Annotated in this window: 12 protein-coding genes and 1 riboswitch; of the genes, 3 read left to right on the plus strand and 9 right to left on the minus strand. The window is 72.5% G+C overall.

Annotation, left to right across the window (positions count from 1 at the left end; all coding sequences use genetic code 11):
- Positions 1-5: 5 nt before the first annotated feature.
- The gene (gene lepA / locus ACLJPY_RS16975; RefSeq protein ID WP_410589574.1) at positions 6-1,844 is read right to left on the minus strand and encodes a translation elongation factor 4; all 1,839 of its coding nucleotides are present in this window, start codon (positions 1,842-1,844) and stop codon (positions 6-8) included.
- Between the two features lie 115 nt (positions 1,845-1,959).
- On the opposite strand from lepA, the gene ACLJPY_RS16980 reads away from it, so the two are divergent.
- On the plus strand, positions 1,960-2,580 hold the full coding sequence (locus ACLJPY_RS16980) for a class I SAM-dependent methyltransferase (protein WP_410589576.1): 621 nt from the start codon (positions 1,960-1,962) through the stop codon (positions 2,578-2,580).
- On the opposite strand, the gene ACLJPY_RS16985 is transcribed toward ACLJPY_RS16980, so the two are convergent.
- Positions 2,577-2,951 (minus strand): VOC family protein, encoded by a 375-nt coding sequence (locus ACLJPY_RS16985; protein WP_410589577.1) that lies wholly within the window; start codon positions 2,949-2,951, stop codon positions 2,577-2,579. The two genes, ACLJPY_RS16980 and ACLJPY_RS16985, sit on opposite strands and share 4 nt — an antisense overlap.
- Before the next feature lie 23 nt (positions 2,952-2,974).
- Positions 2,975-3,838, minus strand: a complete 864-nt coding sequence (locus ACLJPY_RS16990) for a DMT family transporter (RefSeq protein WP_410589579.1) — start codon at positions 3,836-3,838, stop codon at positions 2,975-2,977.
- Between the two features lie 317 nt (positions 3,839-4,155).
- Between ACLJPY_RS16990 and rpsT the strand changes: the two genes are divergently transcribed.
- On the plus strand, positions 4,156-4,416 hold the full coding sequence (rpsT, locus tag ACLJPY_RS16995; RefSeq protein ID WP_013228460.1) for a 30S ribosomal protein S20: 261 nt from the start codon (positions 4,156-4,158) through the stop codon (positions 4,414-4,416).
- Between the two features lie 427 nt (positions 4,417-4,843).
- Here rpsT and holA read toward each other — a convergent pair whose 3' ends face one another.
- Positions 4,844-5,824: a DNA polymerase III subunit delta gene (gene holA / locus ACLJPY_RS17000; protein WP_410589581.1), complete on the minus strand. Its 981-nt coding sequence runs from the start codon at positions 5,822-5,824 to the stop codon at positions 4,844-4,846.
- Between the two features lie 147 nt (positions 5,825-5,971).
- Positions 5,972-6,105: riboswitch (SAM riboswitch) on the plus strand.
- A gap of 13 nt (positions 6,106-6,118) precedes the next feature.
- Here holA and thrC point away from each other — a divergent pair.
- Entirely contained in the window at positions 6,119-7,384 is a 1,266-nt protein-coding gene (gene thrC, locus ACLJPY_RS17005; RefSeq protein ID WP_043777688.1) for a threonine synthase, read from the plus strand.
- Positions 7,385-7,423: 39 nt separating this feature from the next.
- On the opposite strand, the gene ACLJPY_RS17010 is transcribed toward thrC, so the two are convergent.
- The 5 genes from ACLJPY_RS17010 to octT form a co-directional block, all read right to left on the minus strand.
- A complete protein-coding gene (locus ACLJPY_RS17010; protein WP_410589583.1) occupies positions 7,424-9,796 on the minus strand; it encodes a ComEC/Rec2 family competence protein in 2,373 nt (790 codons plus the stop codon).
- Positions 9,793-10,089, minus strand: coding sequence for a hypothetical protein (locus ACLJPY_RS17015; protein ID WP_410589584.1), 297 nt, complete (start codon positions 10,087-10,089; stop codon positions 9,793-9,795). The genes ACLJPY_RS17010 and ACLJPY_RS17015 overlap by 4 nt, the downstream gene beginning before the upstream one ends.
- Positions 10,090-10,184: 95 nt before the next feature.
- On the minus strand, positions 10,185-10,901 hold the full coding sequence (locus tag ACLJPY_RS17020; RefSeq protein WP_410589586.1) for a helix-hairpin-helix domain-containing protein: 717 nt from the start codon (positions 10,899-10,901) through the stop codon (positions 10,185-10,187).
- A gap of 140 nt (positions 10,902-11,041) precedes the next feature.
- Positions 11,042-11,899: a DegV family protein gene (locus ACLJPY_RS17025; protein ID WP_410589587.1), complete on the minus strand. Its 858-nt coding sequence runs from the start codon at positions 11,897-11,899 to the stop codon at positions 11,042-11,044.
- Positions 11,900-11,903: 4 nt separating this feature from the next.
- Positions 11,904-12,632 carry a diglucosylglycerate octanoyltransferase gene (gene octT, locus ACLJPY_RS17030; protein WP_410589589.1) on the minus strand — a complete coding sequence of 243 codons (729 nt, stop codon included), beginning with the start codon at positions 12,630-12,632 and terminating at the stop codon, positions 11,904-11,906.
- Positions 12,633-12,635: the final 3 nt, after the last annotated feature.

Below are 12,635 nucleotides of genomic sequence, written 5' to 3' on the forward strand. Positions count from 1 at the left end.
AACAGTTACTTCTTCTTGCCGGAGTCCTCAGTGGACAGTGCGGCGACGAAGGCCTCCTGCGGCACCTCGACCCGGCCGACGGTCTTCATCCGCTTCTTGCCTTCCTTCTGCTTCTCCAGCAGCTTGCGCTTCCGCGAGATGTCACCGCCGTAGCACTTCGCGAGGACGTCCTTGCGGATGGCGCGGATCGTCTCGCGGGCGATGATGCGGGAACCGACCGCCGCCTGGATCGGGACTTCGAACTGCTGGCGCGGGATCAGCTCGCGCAGCCGCGTCGCCATCCGGTTGCCGTAGCCGTAGGCGGCATCCTTGTGCACGATCGCCGAGAACGCGTCCACGGTTTCGCCCTGCAGCAGGATGTCCACCTTGACCAGTTCCGAGATCTGCTCGCCCGCCTCTTCGTAATCGAGAGACGCATAACCGCGCGTACGCGACTTCAACGTGTCGAAGAAATCGAAGATGATTTCCGCCAGCGGAATGTTGTAGCGCAGCTCGACGCGGTCCTCGGACAGGTAGTCCATGCCGAGCAGGGTGCCGCGCTTGGCCTGGCACAGCTCCATGATCGTGCCGACGAACTCCGACGGCGCGAGGATGCTGACCTTCGACACCGGCTCGTGCACCTCGGCGATCTTCAACCCGGTCGGCCAGTCGGACGGGTTGGTCACGACCACCTCGCTGCGGTCCTCCAGCACCACCCGGTAGATGACGTTCGGCGCCGTCGAGATCAGATCGAGGCCGAACTCGCGCTCGAGCCGGTCGCGGGTGATCTCCAGGTGCAGCAGGCCGAGGAAGCCGCAGCGGAAGCCGAAGCCCAGCGCCACCGACGTCTCCGGCTCGTACGCCAGCGCCGCGTCGTTCAGCTGGAGCTTGTCCAGGGCCTCGCGCAGCTCGGGGTAGTCGGAGCCGTCGACCGGGTACAGGCCCGAGTAGACCATCGGCTTCGGCTCGCGGTAGCCGGCCAGCGGCTCCTTCGCGCCGTGGCGTTCCGCCGTCACGGTGTCGCCGACCTTCGACTGGCGGACGTCCTTCACGCCGGTGATCAGGTACCCGACCTCGCCGACGCCGAGGCCCTTGCTCGGCTTGGGCTCCGGCGAGATGATCCCGACCTCGAGGAGCTCGTGGGTCGCGCCGGTGGACATCATCCGGATCCGCTCGCGCGGGGTGATCCTGCCGTCGACCACCCGGATGTAGGTGACGACACCGCGGTAGGTGTCGTAGACCGAGTCGAAGATCATCGCGCGGGCCGGCGCGTCGGCGTCGCCCTGCGGAGCCGGGACCTGCTTGACGACCTCGTCCAGCAGCTCGCCGACGCCCATGCCGGTCTTGGCCGAGACCCGCAGGACCTCCTCGGGCTCGCAGCCGATGATGTGGGCGAGCTCACCCGCGTACTTGTCGGGGTCGGCCGACGGCAGGTCGATCTTGTTCAGCACCGGGATGATCTGGAGGTTGTTCTCCAGCGCGAGGTAGAGGTTGGCCAGCGTCTGGGCCTCGATCCCCTGCGCGGCGTCGACCAGCAGGATCGCGCCTTCGCACGCCTCCAGGGCGCGGGAGACCTCGTAGGTGAAGTCGACGTGGCCGGGCGTGTCGATCATGTGCAGGACGTGGTCCTGCCCGTCGACCTGCCAGGGCAGCCGGACGTTCTGCGCCTTGATCGTGATGCCGCGCTCGCGCTCGATGTCCATCCGGTCGAGGTACTGGGCCCGCATGGCGCGTTCTTCCACCACGCCGGTGAGCTGCAGCATGCGGTCGGCCAGGGTCGACTTGCCGTGGTCGATGTGCGCGATGATGCAGAAGTTCCGGATGAGCTCCGGCGGCGTGAAGGTGGTGTCGGCGAACGTCGTCACTCGAATGAGTCCTCGGAAAGTCGGGGATGGCCACCTCTATGTTCCCATGGCCCTCCGGGTGCGGGTGGGGGTCATCCCCGATGCGGGGTTCCGCGATCCGTGGTGCCCTCGAAGTATGAGCACTGAGCACCAGCCGGCACCCCCTCCCCAGCCGGAGACCAGCGGGTTCGCCCGCGTACTCGACCGGACGTTCGGTCACCCCTCCGGCGCGCTCGGCCGCCTCGGCGGCTGGGTCATGGCCCGCGGCAACGCCGCCACCGAACACCGCGTCGTCGACCTGGCGAAGATCGAGCCGGACGAGACCGTCCTGGTCGTCGGGCCCGGCCCCGGCGTCGGCCTGGCGGCCGCCGCGCGCCTGGCCGGGCGAGCCGTCGGCGTCGACCCCTCCCCCGAGATGCTCACCCTGTGCCACGAGCGCTGCGGCGACCGCGCCGAGCTGCGCGAAGGGTCGGCGGCGCACACCGGCGAGCCCGACGGGTCCGTGGACGTCGTGCTGAGCGTGAACAACGTCATGCTGTGGGAGGACCGCGCGGCCGGCTTCGCCGAGCTGTTCCGCGTGCTGCGCCCGGGTGGCCGGCTGCTGCTGTCCGCGCACGAGAAGTGGCTACCGGTGAGCAGGCACGTCCTGGCCGACGAAGCGGCCGCCGCGGGCTTCGCCGACCTGCAGACCTGGACCTGGGAGCCGCCGGGGTTCACCGCGCTCGCCGCGCAGCTGCGCGCGGTCAAGCCCGCCTAGCGGGTGTCCGTGCGGATCGGGTGGCCCTCGGGCACCTCGACCAGCACGATGCGCGTGCCGTCCGGATCGGCGATCCAGGCCTCGTCGAGGCCCCACGGCTCGCGCTGCGCGTCCCGCACCGGCTCCAGGCCCTTGGCCTTGAGGTCGGCGAGGGTGCCGGCGAGGTCACGGACCTGCAGCCAGAGCACCAGATCGGGTGAGGCGCCCGTCTCCCCGGAACCGGAGACCTCCAGCGAGCCGTGGCCGAGGAAGAAGACCGTGCCCCCGGGGAACTCCCGCTCCACGGCCAGGCCGAGGGTGTCGCGGTAGAACGCCGTGGACGCGGCGGCGTCACGCGGGCGGATCAGCAGCCGGCTCTTCAGGATCTCCATCCGCCCATCCCTACCGGACGGGCTCAGGCGGCCGCAATCGCCGCGATGCCGGACAACACGATCACCGACCCCACGAGCCGCCGGACGGCGTCCCGCTCGCCCAGCACCAGCCACGCGGCGATCCCACCGATGACGATGCTCAGCTCCCGGGCGGGCGCGACCAGGCTGACCGGCGCCATGGTGAGGGCGAAGAGCACCAGGATGTAGGCGATCGGCGACAGGACGGCGACGACGAGGACCTCGCGGCGCTGGTCGCGCCAGATCCGCGTCACTTCGGCCCGGTCGGCCAGTGCGCGCGGGAGGAGCAGGACGCTCTGCAGGACCGAGCCGAGGCCGAAGTAGACGACCGGCGGCACGCCGAGGCCGGTCACCGAGTGCGCGTCCCAGAGCGTGTAGCCGGCGATGACCGCGCCGGTCAGCAAGCCGTAGAAGACGCCGGCCTTCACCGCTTGCGGGTCCTTCGCCTGGCGCCCGGTGCTGATCACCAGCACCCCGGCGACGACCAGGAAGGCGCCGAGCAGGCCCAGCGGGCCGGGGTGTTCCCCGAGCAGGACGACGGCGGCCAGCACCGACAGCAAGGGCCCGGTCCCGCGCGCGACGGGGTAGACGACGGAGAGGTCGCCGACGCGGTACCCGCGCTGCAGCACGACGCCGTAAGCGACGTGCAGGACGGCGGTGACCACGGCGGCGAGCAGCCAGCTCCACTGTGGACGGTGGGGCTCGGCGACGAGCAGCACGACGGTCACCGGCAGCAGGAAGACGGCGGAGACGGTGTAGTAGAGCCAGACGAACTGCGTGCCCCCGGAGGAGATCCGCTTGGCGGCGAGGTTCCAGGCGGCGTGCACGACGGCGGCGACGAGGACGAAGGACAAGGCGGTGGCGTTCACGGGACCCCTTCGGGTTTTCGCGCGCGCGAAAACCGGGTCCTCCAGGCTTTTGCCCCCTCAGATGAACGACCGGCCGTCCGGGCCCGCCGACGGTGCCGCTCGGACCAGCCCCGCCGGCCCTGGTTGTGGGGGTGCTGGAACGCGGACCGGCGACGGAACCCTAGGCACTACCGTCACCCACCGTACTCCCGGCTCCGGCCCGGCTGTTAAAGTGGACGCTCGCTGCCCGTGCGGCATTCCGTCATGGAGGAAACCCGCGTTCCGCGGGGCCACTTCAGCGCGGCGGCGATCTCACCGAGTGAAACAGGAGTTGCCCTATGGCCAACATCAAGTCGCAGATCAAGCGCATCACGACGAACGAGAAGGCGCGTCAGCGCAACCAGGCGATCCGGTCCTCGGTGAAGACCGCGATCCGCAAGGTCCGCGAAGCCGCCGAGGCCGGCGACAAGGCCAAGGCCGTCGAGCTGCAGCGCGACGCCGCCCAGAAGCTGGACAAGGCCGTCTCGAAGGGCGTCATCCACGCCAACCAGGCCGCCAACAAGAAGTCGGCGCTCGCGAAGCGCGTCAACGCGCTCTGAGCTGGTTGATTTCTGGGAAGGCCCCGGCTTCGGCCGGGGCCTTCTTCGTGTCCGGGGCTCGAGTGCGCGGCCGATGTGGTCGGGTCGGCGCCGCTCGCGGTGATCATCGGTCGCCCTTGGCTGCCACCAGCTTGAGCATCGCTTGCCGCCGTACATCCCGGGCGCGATGCTGCTCGGCTCAGCGCCGCTCGCGGTGGTCAGCGTCGCCCGCGCCGCGCGTAGCCCGGGTCCGCCGCCGTACACCCCGGCCGCGATGCTGCCCGACTCGGCGCCGCCCGTGGCGACCAGCGGTCGTGCTTGGCCGCCGCCAGCTTGAGCACCGCTTGCCGCCGTACACCCCGGCCGCGATGCTGCCCGACTCGGCGCCGCGGAGCGATCAGCGTCGCCTGCGCCGCGCATAGCCCGGGTCCGCCGACACCCTCGACGGTCAGCGGTCGCCCTTGGCTGCCGCCACCTCGAGGACCGCGCGCTCCAGGGCGTAGCCCGGGTCCGCCGCCACGCCCTTGACCTCGGCGTTCAGGCGCGCGACCACGCGCATCGCCGTGGCCAGGCCGTCGGGGTTCCAGCCGCGGGACTGGCCCTGCGCCTTGCGGATCTTCCACGGCGGCATGCCGAGCTCGCCCGCCAGCTGGTTCGGGTTGCCGCGGCCCGCGCCGGAGACCCGGGCGATCGTGCGGACGGCGTCGGCCAGCGCGTCGGCGACCAGGACGTGCGGGACGCCCAGCTGCATCGCCCAGCGCAATGACTCCAGCGCCGCCGCGCGGTCGCCGCCGACCGCCTTCTCCGCGACCGCGAAGCCCGTCACGTCGGCGCGGCCGCGGTGGTAGCGGCGGACCGCGTCGGCGTCGACCGCCCCGCCCGTGTCCGCGACCAGCTGCGTGGCCGCCGAGGACAGTTCCCGCAGGTCGGAGCCCACTGCGTCGAGCAGGGCGGCCACACCCGCCGGGTCGATCTTGCCGCCCACCCGGCGCACCTCGTGGCGCACGAACTGCTCGCGCTCGGCCGGCTTGGTCAGTTTCGGGCACTCGGTGATCTCGGCGCCGGCCTTCTTCAGCACCGCCGGGAGCGACTTGCCCGCCTTGCTGCGCCCGCCGCCGGTGTGCACGACGATGAGCACGACCCCGTCCGCCGGGTCCTTCAGGTACGCCGTGACGGCGTCGGCGAGTTCCTGCGAGATGTCCTGCGCCGACTCGAGGACGATCACCCGCCCTTCGCTGAACAGCGACGGGCTGACGAGTTCGGCCAGCTCGGGGGCTGTGAGATCGGACACCCGGACCCGGGTGAGCTCCGCGGTCGCGTCCGTCTCGCGGGCGGCGGCGAGCGTCTCGCGGACGGCCCGCTCGATCAGCAGTTCTTCCTCCCCCAGCACCAGCTGCAGCGGGGCCGGGGCGGTGGCTTGCGCGGTCACCCGGGAATCTTCTCACTTGCGCTTCCGTGCCCCCGCTCCGGTGATGTCGGGCGGCCACCGTGGCACGGTGCGAGCGCGATGTCGTACGGTGTAGCCGAGGCAGCCCGCCCCGGGAGATCCGGCGTGCGCGCACCGACAACCGAATACCGCTCATCCAGAGGGGCAGAGGGAACGGCCCGACGAAGCCCCGGCAACCGGCGTACAGCCTGTCATCCCGCGATCGCGGGATAGCTGACGACCACGGTGCCAATTCCGGCCCGCTTCGGCGGGACAGATGAGGAAAGGAACCTCGCGATGACCGCCACCCTCGGCACGACCTCCACCACCAAGACCCCGGATCTCGGTCCCGCCGTCGAACTGGTGTCGAAGGAAGAGGGCCACCGGCAGCCGCTCGCCCCGGAATTCGTCTCCGCCGAAGACTTCTCGCCGCTCGAGGTCGCCTACGACTTCGGCCGCGTCCGCCGCGAAGACATCGAGGCCGGCCCCAAGAACATCTGGCGCTACAAGAAGCTCCTTCCCGTTCCCTCCAACGTCGAAGAGATCCCGAACACCGAGCCGGGCGCGACGCGGCTGGTCCGCGCCGACCGCCTCGCCAAGGAACTCGGCCTCAAGCGCGTGTGGGTCAAGGACGACACCGGCAACCCGACGCACTCTTTCAAGGACCGCGTCGTCGCCGTCGCGCTGGCCGCGGCCCGCGAGTTCGGGTTCGAGGTGCTCGCGTGTCCGTCGACCGGCAACCTGGCCAACGCGACGGCCGCCGCGGCGGCCCGCGCCGGCTGGCGGTCGGTCGTGCTGATCCCGAAGACCCTCGAGCGCGCCAAGATCCTCACCACCGCGGTGTACGACGGCGACCTCCTCGCCATCGACGGCAACTACGACGACGTCAACCGCCTCGCCACCGAACTCGCCGGCGAGCACCCGAAGTGGGCGTTCGTCAACGTGAACGTCCGGCCGTACTACTCGGAGGGCTCGAAGACGCTGGCCTTCGAGGTCGCCGAGCAGCTCGGCTGGCGCATCCCGCCGCAGATCGTCGTCCCGATCGCCTCCGGTTCGCAGTTGACCAAGGTGGACAAGGGTTTCCGCGAGCTGGGCCAGCTCGGCCTGGTGGACGCCAGCCCGTACAAGGTGTTCGGCGCGCAGGCCACCGGCTGCTCGCCGGTGTCGGCCGCGTTCCGCGAGGGCCACGACGTGGTCCAGCCGGTGAAGCCGGACACGATCGCCCGCTCGCTGGCGATCGGCAACCCGGCCGACGGCCCGTACGTGCTCGACATCGTCAACCGCACCGGCGGCGCGATCGAGGACGTCTCCGACGAAGAGGTCGTCGAGGGCATCCGCCTGCTGGCCCGCACCGAGGGCATCTTCACCGAGACGGCGGGCGGGGTCACCGTCGCCACGGCGAAGAAGCTGGTCGAGACGGGCAAGCTGGACCCGGACGCCGAGACGGTGCTGCTGATCACCGGCGACGGCCTCAAGACCCTCGACGCGATCGAGAACCACGTCGGCCCGAAGGCCACCCTGCCGCCCTCGGCCGCGGCCGTGAACAAGGCGCTCGGCTACTGAGCCGCCGCCCGGGGCGGGCGTTCGGCCCGCCCCGGGCGCTCAGCGCCGCGGCGGCCCGCGGGGCTCGCCGCGGCGGGCTATCGCCGTTCCGGCAACCACCGCGGTGTCGCCGTCCACGTCGGTGCGGGTCACCCGCGCACCCAGCGCTGCCAAAGTGTCCAATGTGGACTTGCTTGGATGCCCGTAACTGTTTCCTGCGCCCACGCTGACCATCGCTACCCGTGGGGCCACCGCCGCGAGGAACGCCGGCAGCGAGTAACGGCTGCCGTGGTGGGGCACCTTCAACACCTCCGCTCTCAGATCTCCGATGTCGGCCAGCAGGTCCGACTGCGCGGCCAGTTCGACGTCGCCGGTCAGTAGGATCCGGCCCGCGGGGGTGTTCGCCCGCAGCACCACCGAACTGTTGTTGATCGTCGTGCCGTCCGGCTGCTCGACCGCCCGGGCCGGGACGTACCGCGGCCCCAGGACGTCGAGCGCCAGGCCGGGCCAGTCCAGCCGCTCGCCGGGGTTCAGCTCGACCAGCGGCACCGCCTGCCGGGCGGCTTCCGCAGCGACCTGCCGCCACGCCCACGCCGGCGACCGGCCCGGGCCGAGGGCGATCGCGCCGACCGCACGGCCGTCGAAGACCGAGGCGAGGCCGCCGATGTGGTCGGCGTGCAGGTGGCTCAGCACCAGCAGCGGGATCCGGTCGACCCCCAGCCGGTGCAGGCACTCGTCGACCGGCCCCGGCTCGGGCCCGGTGTCCACGACGACCGCCCGCCCGGGATCGGCGGTCGCCAGCACGACCGCGTCGCCTTGGCCGACGTCGCACTCGACCATCGCCCAGTTCCGCGGCGGCCACGCCGGCGCCAGCACCCGGACCGGTACGAACACCAGCAGCCCGCCGACGACGAGCAGCGCCATCAGCACCCGCACCCGCCGGTGCCGGACCGCGAGCGCCAGCACCACGAGGACGCCGGCGGCCAGCAGACCGCCCACCCAGCCACCGGGCCACGCGATGACCGCGCCCGGCGCCCTGGCGCCGTAGCGGGCCACGGTGATCAGCCACCGCGCTTCCGGATCGGCCAGGTGCACGAAGACGTTTCCGGCACCCGGCCACCACGGGCCGGTGACCGTCGCCAGCACGCCGAGCACGGTCGCCGGCGCCACCACGGGTGCGGCGAGGACGTTGGTCAGCACCGAAACCAGGCTCACCGAGCCGGCCATGCCCGCGAGCACTGGCGCCGTCACCAGGAAGGCGGCCAGCGGGACCGCCAGCCCTTCCGCGAACCCCGGTGGGACGCCGCGACGGACCAGGGCGCTCGCCCAGCGGGGCGCGAGCAGGACCAGCCCACCGGTGGCGCACACAGACAGCGCGAAGCCGAAGTCCGTGGCCATCGCCGGATCCGCCACCACCAGCACGCACACCGCGAAGGCCAGCGCGGGCAACGCCGAACCCCGCCGTCCCAACGCCAGGGCCAGCAGGGCCACGGCCGCCATGACCCCGGCCCGCAGGACGCTGGGCTCCGGGCCGACCAGGACGAGGAAGCCCGCCAGGCACGCGCCGGCGGCCGCGGCCGACAGCCGGGGACCGAGCCGGAGCAGGCGCAGCAGGAGCAGCACCGCCCCGCAGACGACCGCGAGGTTGCCGCCGCTGACCGCGGTGAGGTGCGTGAGGCCCGCAGCGGTGAACTCCTGCTCGACGCGGGGCGACAACGCGCTCGTGTCGCCCAGCACCAGCCCCGGCAGTAGACCGGCGGGCTCCTCCGGCAGGACCTGGCAGAGGTCGTGCAGACCGGTGCGCAGCACGGCCGCCGCCTGTTGCCACCACGGCGCCGGGCCGGGTGCGCCCGGCGGGCCGCGGACCGAGAGGACGGCCACGGTCAGGTCCGAGCCGCGCGGAGGCATCAGCCGGCCCGTGGCGGCGACCTCTTGACCCGGCAGGAGCGACGCCCACTGCGCGACCGGCGCCAGCAGCAGGACTCGGCCGGAGGTCGGGACCGGCCGTCCGTCGACCGACGCGGTGCGCACGTCGGCCGTGAGGACCACTGACCGGGCACCGGCTTGTCGGTCGGCGTAGCCCGCGCTGCGTACGGGCTTTGGCCGTTCCGCGACGACGACTCGCAGCGCCGCCGGGAGGCCTTGGTCGGCGGAGACGCGGAGCTCGTCGCGCTGGGCGTCCCGGATTCGCCAGGCGAGGGGTCCGGCGGTGAGCAGGCCGAGGATCAGGAGGGCTGCTGCTGTGTCCCGCGCCCGGGGTCGGCCGCGGGCGCGCCAGAGCACCAGGCCGGCGAGTATCGCCGAGGCGAGTCCGATGGCGACGGCGGTCCACCAGCCGAGCAGCAAGCCGGCCAACGCTGCCAGCCAGCACGCCATGGCTGCCGGGACCAGCCGCATGTCCTGCCGGGTATCGAGAATCGGTTGAGTGCTCATCGGGCCGACACCACCGAGCCGAATCCGGTCACGACCGCGATCCACCAGCCGAGCAGCAAGCCGGCCAACGCCGCCAGCCAACACGTCATGGCCGCCGGGACCAGCCGCATGTCCTGCCGGGTATCGAGAACAGGGTCAGCGCTCATGGGGCCGCCACCGCCACGCGACTGAAGCAGGCGGTCGTGGATACGCCCGCTGGTCACCGGCTCGACCTGGGCCGTGGGTCTGCGGGATGCCGCACCGCTCACGCCGGCCAAAGCCATCCAAGCCGCTGTTCGCGCGAAGGTGCTCATCCGACCAGGCTCCGCGGGGACCGCAGTGGGCCGGGGTATTCCTGGGGTTGTACTGCCGGGGCGGCCGAGGAGTTGCTGGTCGAGGGGGAAAGTGCTCATCCGACCGTCACCTGCTCCCGCAGCTTCTCGAACTTGCTCTCCCCGATCCCGTCGACGTCTCGCAGCTGCTCGACTCTGCTGAACCCGCCGTGGTCCGTGCGCCACTGGACGATGCGCTTGGCCATCACCTCGCCGACTCCCGGCAACGTGTCCAGCTGATCCGGGGTGGCCGTGTTGAGGTCGACCTTTCCGCCTGCTGCCGGGGCGCCCGGGTCCGGTGCCGCCGCCGGGATGCCCACCGCCAGCTGCTCGCCGTCGGTCACCTTGCGGGCCAGGTTCAGCGTGCTCAGGTCCGCTCCCGGCTCGGGGCCGCCTGCCGCGCGCAGCACGTCCGCCACCCGGGCGCCCTGCGGGACCGTGATCAAGCCCGGCGAGCGGACGCGTCCGATCACGCTGACCACCAGACCCGCCGCGGGCGCCGCGCGTGCCTCGGCGACCGGTTTCGCTGCGGGCAGCGCCGGTGGCGGCTCGGGTGCCGGGCGGCCGCCGCCCAGCAGTGCGACCGTGCCGAGGATGATCACCACCACCGCGGTGAGGACGCCGGCGAGTGCCCACCGGCGGCGGCCGGGGCCGGCCGGCGCGCCCGGCAGCCAGCGTCGGATCAGCCGGCCGCCGGGGCCGACCGTGCTCGCGTCGGGTGAGAGCTGGTCGGCCAGCCAGGAGAGCCGGTCGTTGACGGATGAGCCCGGGTTCCGGGCGGACTGCTCGAACACACGATCGACGTTAGGGCCCGCGGGGAGGGTCCGACAGGGGCGGCGCCGCGTCCTGTGGACAACCGGGGTGTTGTGGATGGATTGCCGGGCCGGGCCCGTGAGCAGCCGGTTCCGTCGTACTGCGGTGGCATACTGGCGGGTCAGCTCCGGGGCGGGACCGTCCGCTGGACGACCACGCCCAGTACCCCGGGGCCCGTGTGCGCCCCGATCACCGCGCCCAGCTCGGAGACCACGCAGCCCGCCGAGCGCGGCACGGCTTCTTCCAGCCGGTTCGCCAGCTCGACCGCCCGTTCCGGCGACGCGAGGTGGTGGACGGCGAGCTCGACGTCGTCCTCGGCCGCCGCCTGAGCCGCGAGCTCGACCAGGCGCGCGATCGCCCGGTTCATGGTGCGGACCTTCTCCAGCGGCAGGATCCGGCCGTCGGACATGTGCAGCACCGGCTTCACCGCCAGCGCCGTGCCCAGCAACGCAGCCGCCGGCCCGATCCGGCCGCCGCGGCGCAGGTGGTCCAGGGTTTCCACGACGAACAACGTCGACGAACAGCCGGCCGCCGTGACCGCCGCGGCCTCGACGGCTTCGGCGGAAGCTCCGGCGGATGCGGCCGAAGCCGCGTGCAGAGCGGCGAACCCGAGGCCCATCGCGGTGGTCCGGGAGTCGACGACGCGGACCCGGTCCGGCCCGACTTCCTGCGCCGCGAGCACCGCCGCTTCCCAGGTGCCCGACAGCTCGCGCGAGAGGTGCACCGACACGATCTCGTCCGCGCCCTCGGCGAAGGCCGCTTCGTACTCCTTTACGAATTCGGTGGGGGTCGGCCGCGACGTCGTGACGATCTTCCGCTGCTTCATCGCCTCCGCGACCGCCGCCGGTCCGGTTTCGACGCCGTCGAGGGAAACCACGCCGTCGACCAGGACGTGCAGCGGCACCACCCGGACCGCGTGCCGTTCGGCGAAGCCCTCCGGCAGGTGGGCGGTGGAATCCGTGACTACGGCGACCGACACGCCCTCAGCCTACGTGGCCGGGGGCCGCCACCGAGGCCAGCAACACGGACATCGCCGCCCCCACCGCGGCGTGTCCCGGCCAGCCCCAGTGCATGCCGTCGGGATTGCCCGCGCCGCTGAGCACGTGCTCCCCCACGACGGCTTCGAGGTCCAGCAACGGAACTCCCGCTCGCGTGCTCCACGCCGCCATCGCCGCCGCCGCGGCCGGCCGCGCGGTGTGCACGCCGCCGTAGGCCGCGGCGCGGTGGACCGACGGCAGCCAGCCGAAGATCGGCAGCTCGGGCCGCAGGACGCGCAGCGCGCCCACGGCCGTGTCGAGGTAGTGCACGGTGAGCTTCGCCGGCAGCACCGCGGGTCGCCCGCGCAGCGCTACGGCCAGACGCGGTTGCGCCGCGAGATAAGCCTTGCGCACGACGCGCCGCACCGGGTCCGGCCGCAGGTACCGCAGGCCGGTGCGCAGGTAGGTCGGCAGTGGCGAGGGCAGGGTGTCCATGCTGCCGATCGCGAACACGACCGCGTCGACGTGGTGCAGGTCGGCCCAGACCCGCGGGTCGCCGGTCAGCGACCACCAGACGTCGCGGGCGTTCCAGCCGATGCCCGCGACCAGGTCGGCGGTGCCACCCAGCGCGGCGGCCGCGACGTTGGGCCACAGCCGCGGCTCGTCCGCGGCACAAGGTCCCTCGGGACCGTGGAAGCTCAGCGAATCGCCGAACACCAGCAGGCGCGGCCCCATCGG

It is taken from the genome of Amycolatopsis sp. lyj-23, from assembly GCF_046549135.1.
GTDB lineage: Bacteria > Actinomycetota > Actinomycetes > Mycobacteriales > Pseudonocardiaceae > Amycolatopsis.